General features: G+C 60.4%; 19 protein-coding genes and 5 tRNA genes. 12 read left to right on the top strand and 12 right to left on the bottom strand.

The features are described 5' to 3' along the window. Positions 1–52 precede the first annotated feature (52 nt). The 3 genes from map to AC1PUL_RS08465 are packed head-to-tail and all read right to left on the bottom strand — an operon-like array spanning position 53 to position 3,488. The gene (map, locus tag AC1PUL_RS08475; protein ID WP_480467817.1) at positions 53–877 is read right to left on the bottom strand and encodes a type I methionyl aminopeptidase; all 825 of its coding nucleotides are present in this window, start codon (positions 875–877) and stop codon (positions 53–55) included. Positions 878–917: 40 nt separating this feature from the next. Further along, entirely contained in the window at positions 918–1,637 is a 720-nt protein-coding gene (sfsA, locus tag AC1PUL_RS08470) for a DNA/RNA nuclease SfsA (protein ID WP_480467816.1), read from the bottom strand. Positions 1,638–1,655: 18 nt separating this feature from the next. Continuing rightward, positions 1,656–3,488, bottom strand: coding sequence for a PHA/PHB synthase family protein (locus tag AC1PUL_RS08465; protein ID WP_480467815.1), 1,833 nt, complete (start codon positions 3,486–3,488; stop codon positions 1,656–1,658). A gap of 160 nt (positions 3,489–3,648) precedes the next feature. Here AC1PUL_RS08465 and AC1PUL_RS08460 point away from each other — a divergent pair, with 160 nt between their 5' ends. The 5 genes from AC1PUL_RS08460 (at position 3,649) to recJ (ending at position 9,221) form a co-directional block, all read left to right on the top strand. Next, entirely contained in the window at positions 3,649–4,059 is a 411-nt protein-coding gene (locus AC1PUL_RS08460; RefSeq protein ID WP_480467814.1) for an SHOCT domain-containing protein, read from the top strand. A gap of 230 nt (positions 4,060–4,289) precedes the next feature. After that, positions 4,290–5,507: an LL-diaminopimelate aminotransferase gene (locus AC1PUL_RS08455; RefSeq protein WP_480467812.1), complete on the top strand. Its 1,218-nt coding sequence runs from the start codon at positions 4,290–4,292 to the stop codon at positions 5,505–5,507. 71 nt (positions 5,508–5,578) lie between these two features. Then, positions 5,579–6,898, top strand: a complete 1,320-nt coding sequence (locus AC1PUL_RS08450) for a homoserine dehydrogenase (RefSeq protein WP_480467811.1) — start codon at positions 5,579–5,581, stop codon at positions 6,896–6,898. Between the two features lie 169 nt (positions 6,899–7,067). Beyond that, on the top strand, positions 7,068–7,271 hold the full coding sequence (locus tag AC1PUL_RS08445) for a hypothetical protein (protein ID WP_166599409.1): 204 nt from the start codon (positions 7,068–7,070) through the stop codon (positions 7,269–7,271). Positions 7,272–7,415: 144 nt separating this feature from the next. After that, positions 7,416–9,221, top strand: coding sequence for a single-stranded-DNA-specific exonuclease RecJ (gene recJ, locus AC1PUL_RS08440; protein WP_480467809.1), 1,806 nt, complete (start codon positions 7,416–7,418; stop codon positions 9,219–9,221). A 36-nt stretch (positions 9,222–9,257) separates the two neighbouring features. Here the strand turns inward: recJ and AC1PUL_RS08435 are convergent. The 5 genes from AC1PUL_RS08435 to gloA all read right to left on the bottom strand — a co-directional run bounded on the left by AC1PUL_RS08435 (position 9,258) and on the right by gloA (position 11,518). Continuing rightward, a tRNA-Glu gene (locus AC1PUL_RS08435) sits at positions 9,258–9,332 on the bottom strand. 170 nt (positions 9,333–9,502) lie between these two features. After that, positions 9,503–9,577 (bottom strand) — tRNA-Glu (locus AC1PUL_RS08430). Positions 9,578–9,747: 170 nt separating this feature from the next. Then, positions 9,748–9,822: transfer RNA gene (locus AC1PUL_RS08425), tRNA-Glu, on the bottom strand. Positions 9,823–9,977: 155 nt separating this feature from the next. Beyond that, positions 9,978–10,973, bottom strand: a complete 996-nt coding sequence (locus AC1PUL_RS08420) for a hypothetical protein (RefSeq protein WP_480467808.1) — start codon at positions 10,971–10,973, stop codon at positions 9,978–9,980. A 104-nt stretch (positions 10,974–11,077) separates the two neighbouring features. Further along, positions 11,078–11,518, bottom strand: a complete 441-nt coding sequence (gene gloA / locus AC1PUL_RS08415; protein WP_480467806.1) for a lactoylglutathione lyase — start codon at positions 11,516–11,518, stop codon at positions 11,078–11,080. Positions 11,519–11,700: 182 nt separating this feature from the next. Between gloA and AC1PUL_RS08410 the strand changes: the two genes are divergently transcribed. From AC1PUL_RS08410 to AC1PUL_RS08380, 7 genes are all read left to right on the top strand, one after another. Further along, positions 11,701–12,279, top strand: coding sequence for a cold-shock protein (locus AC1PUL_RS08410; RefSeq protein WP_480467804.1), 579 nt, complete (start codon positions 11,701–11,703; stop codon positions 12,277–12,279). A gap of 4 nt (positions 12,280–12,283) precedes the next feature. Further along, complete coding sequence (locus tag AC1PUL_RS08405) at positions 12,284–12,760, top strand: DUF192 domain-containing protein (protein WP_480467802.1); 477 nt, start codon at positions 12,284–12,286, stop codon at positions 12,758–12,760. Positions 12,761–12,869: 109 nt separating this feature from the next. Next, a tRNA-Pro gene (locus AC1PUL_RS08400) sits at positions 12,870–12,946 on the top strand. Between the two features lie 80 nt (positions 12,947–13,026). Beyond that, positions 13,027–13,332: an ETC complex I subunit gene (locus tag AC1PUL_RS08395; protein WP_480467801.1), complete on the top strand. Its 306-nt coding sequence runs from the start codon at positions 13,027–13,029 to the stop codon at positions 13,330–13,332. A 33-nt stretch (positions 13,333–13,365) separates the two neighbouring features. Next, positions 13,366–13,442: transfer RNA gene (locus AC1PUL_RS08390), tRNA-Arg, on the top strand. 298 nt (positions 13,443–13,740) lie between these two features. Continuing rightward, positions 13,741–15,234, top strand: coding sequence for an AlbA family DNA-binding domain-containing protein (locus AC1PUL_RS08385; protein ID WP_480467799.1), 1,494 nt, complete (start codon positions 13,741–13,743; stop codon positions 15,232–15,234). 488 nt (positions 15,235–15,722) lie between these two features. Beyond that, positions 15,723–16,454, top strand: coding sequence for a nuclease (locus tag AC1PUL_RS08380; RefSeq protein ID WP_480467798.1), 732 nt, complete (start codon positions 15,723–15,725; stop codon positions 16,452–16,454). A gap of 83 nt (positions 16,455–16,537) precedes the next feature. Here AC1PUL_RS08380 and AC1PUL_RS08375 read toward each other — a convergent pair whose 3' ends face one another. The 4 genes from AC1PUL_RS08375 to AC1PUL_RS08360 form a co-directional block, all read right to left on the bottom strand. Next, positions 16,538–17,311, bottom strand: coding sequence for an amino acid ABC transporter ATP-binding protein (locus AC1PUL_RS08375; protein WP_298465151.1), 774 nt, complete (start codon positions 17,309–17,311; stop codon positions 16,538–16,540). A gap of 17 nt (positions 17,312–17,328) precedes the next feature. Then, positions 17,329–18,480 (bottom strand): amino acid ABC transporter permease, encoded by a 1,152-nt coding sequence (locus AC1PUL_RS08370; RefSeq protein WP_480467795.1) that lies wholly within the window; start codon positions 18,478–18,480, stop codon positions 17,329–17,331. Between the two features lie 2 nt (positions 18,481–18,482). Further along, positions 18,483–19,676 (bottom strand): amino acid ABC transporter permease, encoded by a 1,194-nt coding sequence (locus AC1PUL_RS08365; protein WP_480467793.1) that lies wholly within the window; start codon positions 19,674–19,676, stop codon positions 18,483–18,485. Positions 19,677–19,844: 168 nt separating this feature from the next. Further along, positions 19,845–20,873 carry an amino acid ABC transporter substrate-binding protein gene (locus tag AC1PUL_RS08360; protein ID WP_480467792.1) on the bottom strand — a complete coding sequence of 343 codons (1,029 nt, stop codon included), beginning with the start codon at positions 20,871–20,873 and terminating at the stop codon, positions 19,845–19,847. Between the last annotated feature and the right edge of the window lie 329 nt (positions 20,874–21,202).

Raw genomic sequence — 21,202 nt, 5'->3', positions numbered from 1 at the left:
CTGCCGCCGCGCGCAAGTTCAAGTTGCGGAAAGAGGTACCTTGCCGCCGGCCTCAGGCGAGGCCGGGACGGTCCAGGCCTGCTGGCGAGAGGGTGAAGATCTCGCAGCCTGTCGCCGTCACGCCGACGGTGTGCTCATATTGTGCCGTCAGCGACCGGTCGCGGGTGACCGCAGTCCAGCCATCCGAGAGCACCTTTACATGCGGCTTCCCGAGATTGATCATCGGTTCGATGGTGAAGATCATGCCTTCGCGCAGTTCCGGGCCTTCATTCGCCTTGCCGTAATGCAGGATGTTCGGGCTGTCATGGAACAGGCGCCCGACGCCATGGCCGCAGAAATCGCGCACGACCGAGCAACGCTCGGCTTCCGCATAGGTCTGGATCGCTTCGCCGATGGCGCCGGTGCGGGCGCCGGGGCGCACAGCGGCAATGCCGCGCATCAGGCATTCATAAGTCACTTCCATCAGGCGTTCGGCAGCACGCTTGATCTGGCCAACCGGATACATGCGGCTCGAATCGCCGTGCCAGCCGTCGAGCAGGAAGGTTACGTCGATATTGACGATATCGCCATCGCGCAGTGGCTTGTCGTCCGGCATGCCGTGACAGACCACATGGTTGATCGAAGTGCAGACGGAATACTTGTAGCCGCGATAGTTCAGTGTCGCGGGCAGGGCGCCATGGTCGGCGCCGAATTCGAAGACGAATTTGTCGATCGCCGCCGTCGTCACGCCCGGCTTCACCATCGGCACGAGGGCATCGAGGCAGCGGGCGGTCAGCTGACAGGCCCGGCGCATGCCTTCGAAATCGTCTGCGCCATAAAGCCGGATCGCGCCGGTGTTTTTCAGCGGCGCAGTCGCCGCGTCGATATAGGTGACCATAGGGTGGCTTTCGAAACGTCTAATCTAGGATCCTGGCCGTTCATAAAGCACGCAGACCGTCTTCGTCTATCGGGATGAGGCTTTCGGCTACGATTTTGAAGCGGTCGAGCGCGCATCTGATGGCATAGGCCTCCACGCCGCGTGCAATTGCTCGCGTGAAGGCTCGGCCATAGGCAGGGTCGAGATCGGTGCAGATCTTCAGCCGATCGCAATCCGCGCGCTGGACAACGAAGAGCATTGCCGCCCTTCTTCCCGCTTCGACCAGATCGCCCATCTCGTCGAGATGCTTGGCGCCACGGCTCGTCACACTGTCCGGAAACTCGACTAGGCCCGGCGCGCGAATGAAATGCACATTCTTCACCTCGACATGCACGCTGCCCTTGCCCTCGTCTTCGAGCAGGATGTCGATGCGAGAATTGCGGCCGTAGCGCTGCTCGCGCTTCAGCGTCTGGAAGCCATCGAGCTGTGGCACGAGCCCGGCGAGGATCGCCTCCTCGGCAAGGCGATTGGGAAGCGCCGTGTTCACCCCGACCACGGTGCCATCGGCTTCGACCAGTTCCAGCGCATAAGCATATTTCCGGCTGGCGGCATCATGGCGCGACAGCCAGATCTGCGATCCCGGTTCGGTCAAACCCCGCATCGAGCCGGTGTTCGGGCAAAAGCCGGTGATCTCGCTGCCGTCTTCGAGGATGGCGTCGAACAGGAACCGCTTGTAGCGGCGCACGAGCCGCGCGGGGATCAGGGGCGGGGAGAAGATCATCCGGCGTGGGCGCTGTGCTCAGACCCGGGCAAGCACATAACGCCCGGGCGCGTCCGCAATCGCGTTCAGCGCCTCGCCGCCCGGCTTGCGGGCAGGCACCCGTTCGTCGTCCAGCTTCTCGATCCAGACCTGCCAGTGCGGCCACCAGGATCCCGGCGTCTCCTTGGCGTTCGCCATCCACTCCTCGTAGGTGCCGCTGACGGCCCCGTTGGTCCAGTACTGATACTTCTGCTTGTCCGGCGGATTGACGACACCGGCGATGTGACCCGAGCCGGAGACGACATAATCGACCGGCCCGCCGAAAAGGCTGCTGCCGACGAAGACGGACTTTGCCGGCGCGATGTGGTCTTCCTTGGTCGCCAGATTGTAGATCGGGATCTTCACGTCCTTCAGCGACAAACGCTTTCCGGCAAGCTCCATCTTCCCCTGGCTCAGCGTGTTGTTGAGGTAGCAATTGCGCAGGTAGAAGGAGTGATTGGCCGCCGCCATGCGGGTCGAATCCGAGTTCCAGTAAAGCAGATCGAAGGGCATCGGATCCTGGCCCTTCAGGTAGTTGTTGACGAAATAGGGCCAGATCAGCTCCGAGGCGCGCAGCATGTTGAAGGCCGCCGCCATCTTCGAGCCGTCGAGATAGCCGGTCTCGTGCATCCGCTCTTCCAGGCTGCGCAATTGCCCCTCGTCGACGAAGACCTTGAGGTCACCGGCATAGGTAAAGTCCACCTGGGTGGTGAAGAGCGTGGCGCTGACGATGCGCTTGTTCTTCTCCTGAGCGTGAAGAGCGAGTGCCGCCGCAAGCAGCGTGCCGCCGACGCAGTAGCCGACAGCATTCACTTCGCGTTCACCGGTAGCCTTCTCCACGGTGTCGAGTGCGAAATCGATACCCTCGCGGATATAGGATTCCCAGTCCTTGTCCGCGTGGCGTTCGTCCGGATTCACCCAAGAGATCACGAAGACCGTTTGGCCCTGGTCGACACACCACTTGATGAAGCTCTTCTGCGGATTGAGGTCGAGAATATAGAACTTGTTGATCCAGGGCGGGCAGATCAGGAGAGGGCGCTTCAGCACCGTCTCGGTCGTTGCCTCATACTGGATGACCTCGCAGACATCGCTCTGCGCGATCACCTTGCCCGGCGTGATCGCCATGTTTTCGCCGACGGCGAATTTGCTGGTGTCTGTCTGCCGGATGCGAAGATCGCCACCGCCAGCGGCGATGTCTTCGGCCAGCATCTGCATGCCCTTGACGAGGTTTGCACCGCTGCTCTGCACGGTCTCCTTGTAGAGCTGCGGATTGGTGGCGACGAAATTGGCCGGCGACAGCGCCGCTGTGATCTGCCGCATGTAGAAATCGGCCTTGTGCCGCGTGTGCTCGTCGAGCCCGCCGGCATCATTGACCATCTTCTCGGCCCATTGCGACAAGACGAGATAGGTCTGGCGCAGGAAATCGAAGAAGGGATTGCGCTCCCAGTCCTCGTCGGAGAAGCGCTTATCCTTCGGAAGGGGATCGCTGACCGCCTGTTCCGGCGTCGCGAATCGCGCCAGCGACCGGCTCCAGACGCCGAACACGGCATTGAGCAGATGCGTCTGGGCCTCCAGCGTGCGCTTTGGGTCCGACATCCAGTATTCCGCGACCTTGCCCATGGTCTTGACCATTTCGGCTACGGGTTCTGAGACAGGATCGACGATTTCCCCGGTCTCGCGGGGTTTCAGCCAGACGGAGGCAGCCTTGCCGAGGTTCTCAAGTGCCTTGGCGGCGTTGATGGTCAGCGCCTGCGGATCTTTTATGATGTAGGGCTCGATCAGCTTCGGATCGAACGCGGCATTCGCTTCGGCTTCTTCCCGCGTCCTGTCCATGCCGTCCTCCCCAGGATTGTTCTGGCGTCTTTTGTGTTTGCCTATCCTGCATGAAAACGACTACAAGTTCCAGCGATTGGCGCATAGTCTTTCGAAGAGGATGGATGATTGCGCCCTTGAGGAATGTCAGTTTTCCGCGTGAACGCGGGCGGTCGGGGCCATGGTGCACAAGAAGTTCAGTTTCTCGGGTCTTTCGGGGCAGGCGCTTGCCGCCGCAGTCGTCGCGCTGATGGCGGGCACGGGCTGCCAGTCGACCACACCGGCAACGGCTGAGGTCGCGTCGGTTCCGACAGCCCTGCAGGTGAATGTGGAAGATCCGGACAACCCGGATACGGCGCAGGCGCGCTCGACCTATCGCGACGGCTACCCGAATTTTGGGGGATCGCTCAGTGCCGCGAACGTGCAGATGAGCAATGAAGAGGCAATCGCCCTGCAGGCCCAGTTGACGTCGCTTGGCGCCGCGCGCTCGGCCGGCACCATCAGCGAAGCCGAGTATCAGGCAAGGCTTGCGGAATTGCGCAAGCTTGCGGCGCAGCATGGGGCCGAAACGCAGGCCCAGATCGCCAATTAAGGCTTGCACTGGCGGCGATTTTTTCGCAAAGCAACCGGGGCGTTTTTGACATAAAATTTCGTCGGCGATTCAGGGCTTGCAGCCGGATTTGCGACAAATTTTCCTGCGAGCGCTTCGATTGGAATATCATCACGCGCATTCGGTTTCGCGCCTCGTTGCGATGCGGGTGATCACTGGGAAAACGAGCGCGCCTGCCGCGGTTATCATCCGCGCGGTTTCAGGGGTTGAAGATGGAAGAGTTTCACAAAGTCCGGCGCTTGCCGCCCTACGTTTTCGAACAGGTCAACCGTTTGAAGGCGAGCGCGCGAGCCGGTGGGGCCGACATCATCGACCTTGGCATGGGCAATCCCGATCTTCCGACGCCGCAGGCGATCGTCGACAAGCTTTGCGAAGTCGTTCAGGACCCGCGCACCCATCGTTACTCCTCGTCCAAGGGCATTCCGGGCCTGCGCCGCGCCCAGGCGGCCTATTACGCCCGTCGCTTCAACGTGAAGCTCAATCCCGACACGCAGGTTGTCGCCACCCTCGGCTCCAAGGAAGGCTTCGCCAACATGGCGCAGGCGATCACCGCACCCGGTGACGTCATCCTGTGCCCGAACCCGACCTATCCGATCCATGCCTTCGGCTTCCTGATGACCGGCGGTGTCATCCGTTCGATCTCGATCGAGCCGGACGAAACCTTCTTCCCGCCACTCGAACGCGCCGTGAAGCATTCGATACCGAAGCCTCTGGCGCTGATCATCAACTATCCGTCGAACCCGACGGCACGCGTCGCGAGCCTCGATTTCTACAAGGACGTCATCGCATTCGCGAAAAAGCACGACATCATCGTGCTCTCGGACCTCGCCTATTCGGAAATCTACTTCGATGGCGATCCGCCGCCGTCGGTGCTCGAAGTCCCGGGCGCCATCGACTGCACCGTCGAGTTTACCTCGATGTCGAAAACCTTCTCCATGCCCGGCTGGCGCATGGGCTTCGCCGTCGGCAACGAGCGGCTGATCTCGGCGCTGACCCGCGTCAAGTCCTACCTGGACTACGGCGCCTTCACGCCGATCCAGGTGGCCGCAACCCACGCGCTGAACGGCGATGGTTCCGATATCGCGGAAGTTCGTAGTGTCTATCATCGCCGCCGTGATGTCATGGTCGAAAGCTTCGGCAAGGCCGGCTTCGAAGTGCCGCCGCCGGCCGCCACCATGTTCGCCTGGGCGAAGATCCCGGAAAAGTTCCGCCATCTCGGCAGCCTCGAATTCTCCAAGCTGCTCGTCGAGAAGGCCGATGTGGCTGTGGCGCCGGGCATTGGCTTTGGCGAAATGGGTGACGAATATGTCCGCCTCGCCCTCGTCGAGAATGAGCACCGGATCCGCCAGGCCGCCCGCAACATCAAGAAGTTCCTGTCGACGGCCGACGAGACGATGCACAACGTGATTTCGCTCAACGCCCACCGTTGAGCCCACGTTGAGCGCCGGGCGGTCCGGTCAGGACCGCCTCACTTCCTTTTCGATGACGTCAGGAATGCCTCATGGCAAATGCCCTTAAAATCGGCGTGGCGGGTCTCGGCACCGTCGGTGCCTCGCTTGTTCGTATCCTCCAGACCCGTGCCAATGCGCTCACCGTCGCCTGCGGCCGCCCGATCACGGTGACGGCCGTCTCCGCCCGCGATGCCTCCAAGGATCGCGGCATCCTGATGGATGGCATTGCCTGGTATGCGGATCCGGTGGAGATGGCGAGAGAAGCCGATATCGACGTCTTCGTCGAGCTCGTCGGTGGTGCCGAAGGGGCTGCCGAGCAGTCGGTCCGTGCGGCTCTCGTGCGCGGTCTGCATGTTGTCACCGCCAACAAGGCACTTCTGTCGCGTCACGGCGTCGAACTCGCCAAGCTCGCCGAGGAAAAGGGGCGCTTGCTCAACTACGAGGCGGCAGTTGCTGGCGGCATCCCCGTGATCAAGACGCTGCGCGAATCGCTCACTGGCAACAATTTTTCCCGCATCTATGGGATCATGAACGGCACCTGCAATTACATCCTGACGCGGATGGAGCGTGAGGGCCTGTCCTTTGCCGACTGCTTGAAGGAAGCCCAGCGCCTCGGTTACGCCGAAGCCGATCCGAGCTTCGACATCGAGGGCAATGACACCGCCCACAAGCTGTCGATCCTGACGACGCTGGCCTTCGGCTGCGAGATCTCGGCAGACAAGATCTATCTCGAAGGCATTACCAATATCTCGATCGAGGACATTCATGCGGCGGCCGATCTTGGCTATCGCATCAAGCTCCTCGGTGTTGCCCAGAAGACCGAAAGCGGCATCGAGCAGCGCGTCCATCCGACAATGGTGCCACTCGACAGCGTGATTGCCCAAGTCGATGGCGTGACCAATGCGGTGGCGCTCGAATCCGACATTCTCGGCGAATTGCTGATGGTCGGCCCTGGAGCCGGTGGCAATGCCACGGCCTCTGCCGTGCTCGGCGATATCACCGATATCGCCAAAAGCCGTCCGGGTGCGCAAGAAGTGCCGGTCCTCGGTCGTCCCGCCCATCTGCTCGAGCCCTATCGCCAAGCCGAGATGCAGAGCCATGAAGGCGGCTATTTCATCCGGCTCACGGTCCAGGACCGCACCGGCGTCTTCGCCAGCATCGCTGCAAGAATGGCAGAGAACGCGATTTCGCTCGAATCGATCGTCCAGCATTCGAAGCAGCCGGTCTCGCCGGACCGCCCGCAGACGATCATCCTCGTCACCCACGCAACGATGGAGAGTGCCGTTCGCAAGGCCGTCGGAGCGATCAAGGGCGAGGGCTATCTCATCGGCGAGCCTCAGGTCATCCGCATCGAGCGGCCCAAGACCTGAGGAAATTCAGGGGTTTCAAGGTTTCGGAAGGTCGTCGCTGGATCAAGCGGCGGCCATTTGGCGTTATTCAGCTGACAATTTGCAAAAACTCTATGTTTGTTCTCTCGCCAAAAGTCTAAGGCAGGCGTAGTCTGCCGCCACGATCGGGTTCTTGGGGAGGAGCTCTTCGATGGGAGTTGGCGAGAACAGCGTGTCCTGGGCCGACTTGGCAGAGGGCACTCAGGAGGATGGAGACCAGCTGCAGCACAGCCGTGCAAGCGAGCCGGTCGCGCGCAGCGTTTCGCTGGAAACCCAGTCGGATTGGGTTTTGCTGGTGGTTTTCACAGCCGTCATGACGATTCCTTTTGCGCTTGTGGCCTGGCTGATGTCTTGAGCCCGGGTTCTACCGGTTGATACAGGTTCGATCCTGTCTCTGGTGATTTTCTTCGATCCGTATAATAGAACGGGGCAGGGCGGTTCAGTCGCCGCCGATCCTGTGGTGCGGGCATGAGCGCCTGCACACGTGCAAAGAGCAGTCATGTCGACCGAACCGGTAGATCCCGTAATCCGCGCCTTTCTGGGCGTCGAGCAATCCGCAAGTGGCCAGCGCTGGATGTCCCGCACCGATCAGGCGGGCCAGAACCGGGCACTCGCCATTAGCCAGTTGCACGGGATTCCGGAACTGGTCGCCCGCGTGCTTGCGGGCCGGGGCGTTGGCGTCGATGAGGCGCCGGCTTTCCTCGATCCGACCATCCGCAATCTGATGCCCGATCCATCCAAGCTGACCGATTGCGACGCGGCCGCAGCCCGCATTGTCGAAGCGATCGACCGCAAGCAGCGCGTCGCGATCTTCGGAGACTATGATGTCGACGGCGCTGCGTCGTCCGCGCTGATGTACCGTTTCCTGCATCATTTCGGCGTTGAGGCCGAAATCTACATTCCCGACCGCATCTTCGAAGGCTACGGCCCGAACGCGGCGGCCATCGACCAGTTGATAGAGCGCGGCGCAAACCTTCTGATCACCGTGGACTGCGGTTCGACCAGTATCGAAGCGCTGGGTGCTGCCGAGCGACGCGGGGTTGATGTTGTCGTCATCGACCACCACCAGATGGGCCACGAAATGCCGGTCTGCCATGCGCTGGTCAACCCGAACCGGGAGGACGATCTGTCGGGGCAGGGGCATCTCTGCGCTGCCGGCGTCGTCTTCATGGTGCTGGTGGCGACGCTGCGTGTTCTGCGCGAGGCGGGCCATCCGCATGCCCGGTCGCTGGACCTGCTCGCCTGGCTCGATCTCGTGGCACTTGCGACCGTCTGCGATGTCGTGCCGCTCAAGGGCCTCAACCGTGCCTATGTCACCAAAGGCTTGATTGCCGCGCGCCACCAGAACAATGCCGGTCTCGCCTCGCTGTTGCGCGTGGCCGGGATTGGTGGTCCCGTGACGCCCTATCATTTCGGCTTCCTCGTTGGCCCGAGAATCAATGCCGGCGGACGTATCGGCGATGCTGCCCTCGGAAGTCGTTTGCTGACACTCGACGATGCGGCGGAGGCTGACCAGATCGCCACCAAGCTCGATGAGTTGAACCGCGAGCGTCAGGCGATGGAAGCGGTCATGCTGGCGGAAGCCGAAGCCGAAGCCATGGCCGAATATGGCACCGGCGAGCGCGCCGCCGTCATCGTCACCGCCAAGGAAAACTGGCATCCGGGAATCGTCGGCCTGCTGGCCGCGCGGCTGAAGGAGAAATTCAAGCGTCCGGCCTTCGCGATCGCCTTCGACCCGCTTGGCAAGGGAACCGGTTCGGGCCGTTCGATCAACGGCTTCGACATGGGCCGGATGGTGCGCGCGGCCGTTGACGAAGGCCTTCTGGTCAAGGGCGGCGGCCATGCCATGGCGGCGGGCCTGACGGTCGAGCGTGCCAATCTCGGTCGTCTCCGCGGCTTCTTCGAAGAGCAGGCCTCCGTGCAGGTTGCCGCACTCGCGGCCAACCAGACGCTGAAGATCGATGGCGCGATCGGCGCCTCCGGCGCGACGCTTGCGCTCGTCGATCAGCTGGAGGCGGCCGGCCCCTATGGCTCCGGTCATCCGCAGCCGATCTTCGCCGTGCCGCTGCACCGGTTGAAGGACGCCCGTCCCGTTGGGACGACCCATATCAAGATCACGCTCGAAGGCATGGACGGCAGTCGCCTGGATGGAATCGCCTTCCGCGCCGCCGAAACCGATCTTGGCCATTTCCTGATGAACAATCGCGGCAACCAGGTGCATGTCGCGGGCACGCTGAGCGCCGACCACTGGCAGGGGAACCGGCGTGTGCAATTCCGCGTCATGGACGCCGCAAAGGCGCCGTGAGGCAGACGATCTGACCTGTTGTCGGGGAGATCGAAGTGGCACGCCCTAGGGGAGTCGAACCCCTCTTCCCAGAATGAAAATCTGGTGTCCTAACCGATAGACGAAGGGCGCGTGCGCTTCGGTGGGGCCCTTATGGCTGGAACCTGCCCCGAGTGCAAGAGGCCATCGGCCCCCTCAGTCGATTTTTTCCACAGGCTTGCCGTCAGGCAGGATTGTAAATGCAAACAAGCACTTGGCGCTTGTTTATCTACAGGTTCCGAACTGTTTGGGAGAGATCGAAGTGGCACGCCCTAGGGGAGTCGAACCCCTCTTCCCAGAATGAAAATCTGGTGTCCTAACCGATAGACGAAGGGCGCGTGCGCTTCGGTGGCGCCCTTATAGTCAGGCACTCAGGTGACCGCAAGCGGAAATTTGACGATCTTCATGAGAAAAATCGAGCCGCCAAGCTGGCAGCAGAAAACACGCTGACCTACCCGGTGATACCGAAGTGCATGGAACCAAAATGTCGTGGGAAAGTGAAACGAAGTGGCACGCCCTAGGGGAGTCGAACCCCTCTTCCCAGAATGAAAATCTGGTGTCCTAACCGATAGACGAAGGGCGCGTCTGCTTCGTGGCGCCCTTATAGTCAGGCTGTTCCAAGACCGCAAGCGGCTTTTTGACCTTTCATGCAGATTTTGTGACAGGCGCTCAGATGCACACGGAAATCACAGGAAACCCAATGTTTGGAGTAACTTGTCGCGCAGCTCTGGCCTGAATTCAGGGCGAGGCCGCCACGTCTGCGTTCTTCTTGCCGCCCTTCAGCAGATCGGAAAGCGAAGGCAGCCAGCGCTTCTTGGACTGGCCGCCCTCGACTGCCGCTGCAAGCTCTTCGGCGGGAAGCGGTTCAGCCGGATCCGGCTCCTCGACCGCGCCCATGGCCGCGAGCTGATCGGGTGTCAGTTGCACGCTTTCGGGCACAGAGCCACCGGGCTCACGCAGGGCCAGCATCTTACGCTTTGGTCGCGGGTCAGACAGTCGCTTCAGCACCGGCTCCTCGGTGTCGATCGCCGCTGATTCTGTCAAAGGCAGGGAGCTATCCGCTGCTGCGCGCGCCTGCTCCTCAAGAGCCTGTTGCTGCATCAGCATCTGCTGCTCGGGTGACGGGCTGAAAAGGCTCTTGCGCATGGCATTGACGCCGAGCGTCGGCATCTCGCTGGGCACGAGACTGCCGCGCTGCCCCCCCGGGGCTGCGGCAACCTGTTGGGCGGCAGCGGGATCGACGGCCGTCGCCGCTTGTGTTCTCTGCGCGGCGGAGAACAGGCTATTGCTTCCGGGCGTGACCGTCGTCGGCTGCATGGTCAGCTCGCCGAGATTGGCGGCCACTTGGGCTTGGGCAGGCGCCTGCGCCTGCGCCAGTCCCTGGCTCGGTCCCTGGCCTGCCTGCTGCTGCAGGGCCAGCACTTCCGGCGGCGGTTCGGCAATGTCCGAATAGGCAGCCGCCATTGGCACGGGCTGGCGCTTCAGCCGTGGCGGATCCGTCTCGATCTGGGACGGTGCCGTGCCGGATGTGTCGGCCACCTGTCCCGAAACGGCAACCACATAAGGGTCTCGGAATGCCCGTTTCCCGGCGGGCGCAGCGGCCTCTTCCGAAGGCGCGTTCTCGCCGAACGACAGGACTTCGTCGGCGCTGGTCTGGCAGGACGCGAGAAGCACGCCGCCCATGACGGCAAGAATGCCGAGCGATGGCCTGCGTGGTTGGGAAATGCGGGTCATGTCCAGTCTCCGTCGGTCGCTTGCCGGGCAAGAAAAAGGGCCGCCGGGGCGACCCTCGTTTCATGCGGAGACTAGGCGCGCAAACTTGCGCGAAGCGGTGCTCTTTACCAGGCGCCGGTATTCGGCATCGAGGCCCAGGGCTCGGCCGGCGCGAGGTGCTCGCCCTTCTGCAGGATCTCGATCGAGATGCCGTCCGGCGAGCGGACAAAGGCCATGTGGCCGTCGCGCGGCGGTCGGTTGATGGTCACGCCATTGTCCATCAGCTTCTGGCAGATCGCATAGATGTCGTCGACCTCATAGGCGAGGTGGCCGAAATTGCGGCCGCCGGTGTAATCTTCCGTATCCCAGTTATAGGTGAGCTCCAGGCAGGGAGACATATCGGCCTTGGCCTTGTCGAGATCTTTCTCCGCGGTCAGGAAGACCAGCGTGAAGCGGCCCTTCTCGTTTTCATAGCGGCGGATTTCGGTCAGGCCGAAAAGCTCGCAATAGAAGTGCAGGGAAGCCTCAAGATCCTTCACTCGGACCATGGTGTGTAGGTAGCGCATGGGTGTTCTCCTTTGACCCGGACGATATGGAACAGCAGTCAGCTTCGAGCAAGGCTGCGGTGCAAAAGCAATTGGTGAAATGTAAAACTAGGACTTGCGCAGATCCGTTGACCAAATGTTAATCTGAATCTCAAGAATCAGTTAACTGAGCAATGTGACGCGTTTTCGAGGGGCTTGGGGAAATGGCGGACAGGATGTCATCGAAAGGGCTCGGCGAGTTCGAGGAACTGTCCGGCGAAGCCGTCGATCTGATCGAGATCACCGGCGTCGTCAAATGGTTCGACGTGGCCAAGGGCTTCGGTTTCATCGTTCCCGACAACGGCATGCAGGATGTCCTCCTGCACGTGACTTGCCTGCGCCGGGACGGCTACCAGACTATTCTCGAGGGCACGCGCATCGTGGCGCTTATCCAGAAGCGTGACCGTGGCTACCAGGCCTTCCGCATTCTGTCGATGGACCAGTCGACCGCGATCCACCCGTCGCAAATGCCGCCGGTGCGCACCCATGTGCAGGTGACGCCGACCAGCGGCCTGGAACGGGCTCTCGTCAAATGGTTCAATCGCACCAAGGGCTTCGGCTTCCTCACCCGCGGCGAAGGCACGGAGGACATCTTCGTCCACATGGAGACGCTGCGCCGCTTCGGCCTGACGGAACTGCGCCCCGGCCAGACCGTGCTGGTCCGCTTCGGACCTGGCGACAAGGGCCTGATGGCGGCGGAAATTCACCCGGACAATCCCGGTCCCGCGGTTCGGGCGCACTGAATTGATGGCCCGTTTCTCGATCATGATGAAAAGCGCCGTGATGGCGCTTTTCGTGTTTTTGAACCTTGCGGTCTCCGCGAGCGCCGAGGTTGTCTTCGAACGGGGGCAACTCGCCTTTCAGACGGCATCGGGACAGACGATCACTTTCGACGTGGAATGGGCGCTCTCGGCCGAGCAGCGGGCGAGGGGGCTCATGGAGCGTCCGGCGCTGCCCGATCGCACGGGCATACTGTTCGATTTCGGCGAAACCCGCATGGTGACCATGTGGATGGCCAACACGCCCGAATCGCTCGACATGATCTTTATCGACGAGACCGGTCGAATCGTACGGATCGCAGAGCGCACCACGCCGCTGTCCGAATCGATCGTGGCATCGGGCGAACCGGTGCGCTACGTGCTCGAAATTCGCGGTGGCCATGCGGCAGAGCTTGGCCTCGACCAAACCGCACGCCTGGTCCTGCCACTTGATCTACCAAAGTGACCCGCAGCCCGCCCTGCCGGGTTTCGCCTGAAAAATCAGCGCCCGGAAAACCGCTTTTTTACTGTTGCGGGTGCAAGGTGAACCGTGTATTCCGGCTGCATTGCTGGAGCGGAGTGTAGCGCAGTCTGGTAGCGCATCTGGTTTGGGACCAGAGGGTCGGGAGTTCGAATCTCTCCACTCCGACCAGCAATCAAAGGTCACCGCATGCGGCGGCCCGGAAGTGTGCGGCAGATCATGCCGCGAAGTCTTGGAGATGGATGAGACCCATGTCTGCGAAGATCTACCGCCCCGCGAAAACCGCCATGCAGTCCGGCAAGGCAAAGACCCATCTCTGGGTCCTGGAATTCGACCAGTCCGCGCCGCGCAAGATCGACCCGATGATGGGCTACACCACCTCGGGCGACACCCGCCAACAGATCAAGCTCACCTTCGAAACGCTCGAGCAGGCCGAAGCCTATGCCAAGCGCGAGGGCATCGAATACCGGGTGATCCTGCCGAAGGAAGCCAAGCGCCAGGTTGTCTCCTACACCGACAACTTCCGCTACAATCGCCTGCAGCCCTGGACGCACTGATCCTGTTCTCGCCGTCTCAAGCGGCGCAAAGACGGTCCCTTAGCTCAGCTGGATAGAGCAAGTGCCTTCTAAGCACTAGGTCGTAGGTTCGAGCCCTACAGGGATCGCCATTCTTTTCGAGCTTCACATCCGAGCGGACAAACCTCAATTTAAGCGGAATAAAGAAATTCCCAATTAAGTGGGCTGATCTCGCGCGATGAGACCGCTTAGCGTTGGTGTGATTTGTCAAATAACCACTTCCTCCGGACTGCATGAGACTTGTCGCCTGGTAGGCTTGGGTAAGATTGATCAGTTCTTCAGATTATATGCGTTGCATTTCGCTGGTGATTGCCGTGGTCGCCTATTGAGGTTCACCGCTCGTCTGGCTCATCTTCTTTGCATCGTGTTGAATGCTGGAGATATGGCCGAATGTCTGTTTTGACCGACATCGATCAGATGGAGCAGGACTTGAGGCACCGCAGTGAAAAGCTGCATGTCGAATTCAAAGCCTGGATGGACATCTCCAGGAGCAATAAGGACGGCCAGGGCAAGATTGCGCGCCATGTTGCCGCGATGGCGAACCACGGCGGCGGTCGGTTATATTTTGGCGTAACTGATGACGGAGAGCCCATGCCGCCATCAGATGACTGGGGTCTCGACCACTACAAGTCGGATGCCATCCACAATCTCCTCAAAACTCGGCTTGAACCTCCGATTCAATGTGAAGTCCGCTTCACGGAGTACAAGAATGGCGTCACCTACCCAGTTGTGCACGTGCCGCCTCACGGCGTGGTGCCTATCATGGCAAAAGATGAGAACAGCTTCTTCCAGGTTTACATCCGAAGCGTTGGACCCGAGTCGAAGAAGATTGAAACCCCACTCCAATGGGACAATCTGTTGAAGCGCTGCATGCGGCACCGTGATCGGGAAGCCGTCCAGGAAGCTGAAGAAGATCACCTGTCACGCACCCAGGCGATGACGAAAGCAATCACCGAAGCCGTCACAGATGCCGTCCTTAAAGCTTTGGCGTCATCTACCACTGGAAAGGTGCCGGAGAACCCGGAGCCTGACTGGAACCTCATTGACGCACTTTCTGAAGCAACAAGACAGGACTTCGTCGACCAGATCAAAGCGTTGCGGCTGGGATCATCCGAAAGCGATCAGCAAATTGGAACCATTGATCAAAACCACGTAGTATTAGGCTACGCTCTGTTGGCAGATGACTTCAGCCACGTGACGCTTGAAAGCCCGCATAAGGTATTGCGGACCGCGAGCGATGGGATGCAGAACCTCGCTCACTTTGGTTGGCACCACTTCATCGTCTTTCCTAACTCTGACGCAGCACCTCGCAGCCGTCTTTGGTCGATTGCTGGTCGCGACTTCACAGGCGTGGAAGGCTTGCGAATAGATGATCGAGGAGTCTACTTCGGGTCATTTGACTACTGGCACGCATACGGGAACTCAGTTTTCGTGATCTGCAAGAGTTATAAAGAGGACTACAATCGCTTGCGCCATAAGACGGAGAACCCTTTTCTCACGTCTACTCAAGTCTTTATGCGCCTACACTCCCTTCTGGTGCATGTGCGTCTTACAATTGAACAGCTACCGTCTGCTGCAACTGTGGCAATTTTCACTGATCACAGGGGATTAGAAGGCCGACTGCTCGGCCGAGGCTTTGATTATGGCCTTCGGGTTCACTGTGGACTTCGAGCGGCGTCAGACAGATTTCCTACACGTCTGACGGTGAAGCGTTCAGACTTGATCGACGACTATTTCGGAACCTTGAGACGCTTGGTGGTGCCTTTCATGCAGCTTTGGGGCGGCACCGGCGCGTTCGATCCAGACGAATGGTTCACGAGGAGCAACGTCGACCACATCATAGATTCACTATCGAATGAAGGTTCGAGTGTTGGCCTGCCGTAGCAGACGGCGATGAGGCAAGGGCATAAGCCTCTGGTTGCTGGACTATTGCCTATCCCCACCGAGCGAATTCCGTTCATTCCAGTATGTACAATCCGGGTGCTAATTTCTCGATGTACATCTGGGTCCTCGACTTTCTGAAATCACGGTCCACGGTCAGCTACGACGAGCTGGCAAAGGCAATGTCATTTACAGTTGGGGCGGCTTACTATTTGGTCACCCTTCTGATCTAACACCTGATTATTCCCCGCATGTCGCATTTTGCGAGCTGCAAAGCCTTTAGCGGCAGCGCGCAGATCTGCCTGCAAGGAGCCAGTTTCGCCATGGCTGATGGCGTGCGGCTTTTGTAGACCGGGGAGGGCAACCGCCAAGCATCTCGCCCTTTTCATGTGGATCATTCCAGGACAGCGGTGGCATCCTCCGAAAACTGTCTCCCTGCCAACCTTTCGGAAACCCTTGCGCGTCATGATGCCGCTCACGAGAGGTTAACCATGTCCAGTCGCACCGCTTCTTCCCGCCGCGCCCCTGCCAAACGCCGCAAGTCGAGCCGGTCATCCGGCGGTCAGGGCATGACAGCCTGGCTGGTCGTGCTGGCCGTCGTTGCCGGCGGGATCGCACTGTATGACAACCGCGCCGTCGTGCTCAAGGAACTCGTTCCCCTTCTGTCGCATGAGAGCATGACGGCACAGGAAACCCAGCGCAACTCTGAGGCCGAGCGCGAAAAGTCGCAGCCCGCACAGACACGACCGCCCGAACAGACCGCTAGGGCACCCGTGCCCCCGGCGGATATCGGCATCGCCAGGGCAGCCGTCCCCGCCGCCAGGCCTCAAGCGGCAGAGACCGAGACGGCGGCGCTCACAGGCGAGAACTTCTCCGGAAAGTTCTATTTCTGCGGCACGTCCGGCCTCGACAACTGCGTCATGAGCGGCGACACCTTCTGGTATAAAAAGACGAAGATCGTGCTGGCTGACATTGCCGCCCCGCGCACCGAAGCCGCTGCCTGCCAGCAGGAGCGCGATCGTGGCTTCGCCGCCAAGGTGCGGCTGAAGGATCTCTTGAGTTCCGGGCGGTTCGATCTCGAAACCCTGAAGGCTCAGGCCTCAAGCAATGGGCCGGGCGTGATGCGGGTTGCGACCCGCAACGGTCGTTCGCTGGGATCGATCCTGGTGTCCGAAGGGCTTGCCAAGCCACGCATGGCCCGTCAGCAGAGCTGGTGCCCCTGATCGCAATTCTCGGTCCAAGCGAAAGAGCCCGCCGCGTTGTCGCGGCGGGCTCTTTGTCATGTCGACCGTCAGTCTGACGACGCCTAGTGCAGGATCTGGCTGAGGAAGAGCTTGGTGCGCTCGTGCTGCGGATTGTCGAAGAACTCGGCCGGCGAGTTCTGTTCGACGATCTGGCCCTGGTCCATGAAGATGACGCGGTTCGCGACCTGGCGGGCAAAGCCCATTTCATGGGTGACGCAGAGCATGGTCATGCCTTCCTCGGCGAGACCCACCATGGTGTCGAGCACTTCCTTGACCATTTCCGGATCGAGCGCCGAGGTCGGCTCGTCGAACAGCATGATCTTCGGCTTCATGCAGAGCGCACGGGCGATCGCCACACGCTGCTGCTGGCCGCCGGACAGCTGGCCGGGATACTTGTTGGCCTGTTCCGGGATCTTGACGCGCTTCAGGAAGTGCATCGCGATTTCCTCGGCATCCTTTTTCGGCATCTTGCGGACCCAGATCGGGGCCAGCGTGCAGTTTTCCAGGATGGTCAGGTGCGGGAACAGGTTGAAGTGCTGGAACACCATGCCGACTTCGCGGCGCACTTCATCGATCTTCTTCAGGTCGTTGGTGAGTTCGATCCCGTCGACGATGATGTTGCCAGCCTGGTGTTCTTCCAGGCGGTTGATGCAGCGGATCATGGTCGACTTGCCGGAGCCGGAGGGACCGGCGATGACGATGCGCTCGCCCTTCATCACCTTGAGGTTGACGTCGCGCAGGACGTGGAAGTCCCCATACCACTTGTTCATGTTGATGATTTCGACCGCGACATCGGTGTCGGAGACGGCCATTTTCTTCGAGGTGGCTTCAGCCATGGTTTTTCCCCTTGTTCTTATCGCTTGTGACCGGTGTCGAGGTGCCGCTCCATGAAGGCGGAGTAGCGCGACATGCCGAAGCAGAAGATCCAGAATACGAAGCCGGCGAAGATCAGACCCGTGAGCGGCGTCACGGGCGTAGCCCAGCTGGCATCGGTGAAGTTGAGGCGGACGATGCCGAGGAGATCGAACATGCCGATGATCGACACGAGCGACGTATCCTTGAACAGGCCGATGAAGGTGTTGACGATCCCCGGAATGACCAGCTTGATCGCCTGCGGCAGGATGATCAGCCGGGTCTTCTGCCAGTAGGAGAGGCCGAGCGAATCCGCGCCCTCATACTGGCCCTTCGGAATCGCCTGCAGACCGCCGCGCACCACTTCCGCCATATAGGCCGAAGCAAAGAGCGAAACACCCACCAGCGCGCGCAGGAAGTTGTCGATCGTCCAGCCGGTCGGCATGAAGAGCGGCAGCATCACGTTCGCCATGAAGAGAACGGTGATCAGCGGCACGCCACGCACGACTTCGATGAAGGTAACGCAGATCACCTTGATCACCGGCATGTCCGAACGCCGTCCGAGCGCCAGAAGGATGCCGAGCGGCAGCGACACGGCGATACCGACAAAGGACAGGATCAGCGTCACCATCAGGCCGCCCCAGAGCGGGGTTTCGACGATCGCAAGGCCGAACCCGCCATGCAGCAGGAAGAAGGCGACGACCGGGAAGATGATGAACAGCAGGAGTGCGTTCAGCCCCTTGCGCGGTGCCTTCGGGATCAGCAGTGGCACGAGCAGTGCCACGAACATCACGCCAACAAGGATAACGCGCCAGCGTTCCTCAAGAGGATAGCGCCCGAAGATGAATTGCGAGAAACGGTTTTCAACGAAAGCCCAGCAGGCACCTTTCCAGCCATCCGGCTGGGTGCCGCCCTGCGCTATCGTGGCGCAGACGGCACGATCGGCGCCGTACCACACGGCGTCGAAGAAGAGGAAGTTGAGCGCCCCGGGCAGGATCAGCGCAAGCACCGCCAAGCCGAGGATGGTCAGGACAACATCCTTCGGTGTGGCAAGAAGGTTCTTGCGGATCCAGCCACCGATGCTCGCATCGGAGGTTGGAGGCGGAAGGGGAGCCAGCATTTCCTGGCGGATATAGGTCAAATCACGTGCCATGATCAACGCTCCACCAGAGCCATCTTGGCATTGAACCAGTTCATGAAGAGCGAGGTCACAATGCTGATGGAGAGATAGACGACGAGCCAGATCGAGACGATTTCAATCGCCTGGCCGGTCTGGTTCAAGGTGGTACCGCCGGTCGAGACCAGTTCTGGGAAACCGACAGCCACGCCGAGCGAAGAATTCTTCGTCAGGTTCAGATACTGGCTGGTGAGCGGCGGAATGATGATGCGCATCGCCTGCGGCACAACCACCAGACGGGTCGTGGTCGACGGCTGGAGCCCCAGTGCTGCAGCAGCCTCTGTCTGCCCCTTATAGACCCCCTTGATGCCGGCGCGGATGATTTCCGCGATGAAGGCTGCGGTGTAGAAGGACAGAGCGAGATAGAGCGCAACAAACTCCGGCGCGATCACGGCGCCGCCGGACATGTTGAAGCGGCTTGCGACCGGATAGTCGAAGGTCAGCGGCGAGCCGGCTGCAAGGAAAGCAAGCACGGGCAGGCCGATGATCAGACCTGCGGCAACCCAACCGATCGGGAAGATCTGACCGGTGCGCATCTGCCGCGCCTTTGCCCAGCGGGCAATGATCACGGTGGCGATGACAGCCACGATCAGAGCAATCGGAATGAGGCCTGCGCCTTCGCCCCAGATCGGCTTCGGAAAGGCGAGGCCGCGATTGTTGAGGAAAGTCGAGAACGGCAACTCAAGCGAGTCGCGCGGCTGCGGCAGCGTCGCAAGCACGCCCGAATACCAGAAGAAGATGACGAGCAGCGGCGGCAGATTGCGGAACGCTTCGACATAGACGGTGCAGAGCTTCGCGATCAGCCAGTTGCGCGACAGTCGGCCGATACCGATGATAAACCCGATCACGGTCGCCGTGATGATACCCGTCACAGCCACCAGAATGGTGTTGAGGAGACCCACCAGAATGGCGCGACCGTAAGTCGAGTCTGCCGTGTAGGCGATGAGACTCTGACCGATGTCGAAACCGGCGCGGCCGTTGAGGAAGTCATAGCCCGTGGCGGTATTGCTGCGAGCCAGGTTTTCGATGGTGTTGTTCGCAATTGTCCAGACGATGAACGTCATGACGGCGATCGTAGCGACCTGAAAGAAGATGGATCTTGCTTTCGGATCGTAGATCAGCGAGCCAAAGCTCCGCCTTTCGGCAGGCAAACTGGTGGCGTGATCTGTCATGCTGTGCCAAATCCCCGAGGCTTCTATGAGCCCTAAACTGTTATTGTTTTTGAAGCAGCCGGCATTCTCTTAGTTTCGCTGCTGACCACAGCGCACGTGCCGATCTGATCACGTGGTCTTTATAAAGCGCGAGGCGGCTTTCGCCGCCTCGCAAAGGTCCGACCGCGCTTAGCGGATCGGCGGTGCGTACTGCAGGCCGCCCTTGGTCCACAGGGCGTTCACACCGCGCTCGATCTTGAGCGGGGTGTTTACGCCGATGTTGCGCTCGAAGACTTCGCCGTAGTTACCGACGCCCTTGATGATGTTGTAGGCCCAGTCATTGGTCAGGCCGAGGTCGGTACCGATCTTGGTGTCGGCTTCAGCGCCGAGGAAGCGCTTTATATCAGGGTTGGTCGTGGTCGACTTGATTTCATCGACATTGGCCTGGGTGATGCCGAATTCTTCAGCCTGCACCAGCGCGTAATGAGTCCAGGAAACGATGTCGAACCACTGGTCGTCACCCTGACGAACGGCCGGACCAAGCGGCTCCTTCGAGATGATTTCCGGCAGAATCACATGCTCGTCCGGGTTGGTGAGCGTCAGACGCAGCGAATACAGGCCCGACTGGTCGGTCGTGTAAACGTCGCAACGACCAGCCTGATAGGCGGCGTTGACTTCTTCAAGCTTTTCGAAAACGACCGGCTTGTATTCAAGGTTGTTGGCCTTGAAGTAGTCGGCGAGGTTCAGTTCGGTCGTGGTGCCGGACTGAACGCAGACAGCAGCGCCGGAGAGTTCCAGAGCGGACGAGACGTTCAGGCTCTTCGGAACCATGAAGCCCTGACCGTCATAGTAGTTGACGGTGCGGAAGTTAAAGCCGAGGGCGGTGTCGCGGCTGATGGTCCAGGTGGTGTTACGGGCAAGCATATCGACTTCGCCGGACTGGAGCGCGGTGAAGCGGCTCTGAGCCGTGGTCGGCGTGTACTTGACCTTGGTAGCGTCACCGAAAACGGCAGCAGCTACAGCCTTGCAGTAATCGACGTCGAAACCGGTCCAGTTGCCAGCGGCATCCGGCGAAGCGAAGCCAGCGAGACCCGTGTTCACGCCGCACTGGACGAAACCCTTGGCCTTCACGTCGTCAAGCGTCGCGGCCGAAGCTGCGGACGCACCAAAACCCAGGACCGCAGCGCCGATGGCGGCTGACAGGAACTTGTTGTTCATTTTTCCCAACCTTTTTTCTCTTGTTGTATGCCAGCGACGGCCACCTGCCGAAATCAAGCAGCGCACGTCGGCTCGCGGCCTCCCGGTGCGAGCCTTCATATCTCATTCGCAAATGCCGGTACGGTCAAGTCTTTATGCCGCAGAATGGCCACAAAAGCGCGATTTTGCCAAAAACGCCCTCCAAATAGGCAAAAATGTGTGGTTTTTGCCCTGAAATGATGAAAATGACGGCTTTTTAACAGTGGCGAGGGCCGTCTTCAGCAAGACATGCGCCGCCCGATCACACGATTGTGCAACTTGACCAGCCTCTCGACAGCGGCCAAAACCCT

Source organism: Rhizobium sp. P43 (genome assembly GCF_056730705.1).
This window is presented reverse-complemented; position numbering and strand designations above follow the sequence as displayed.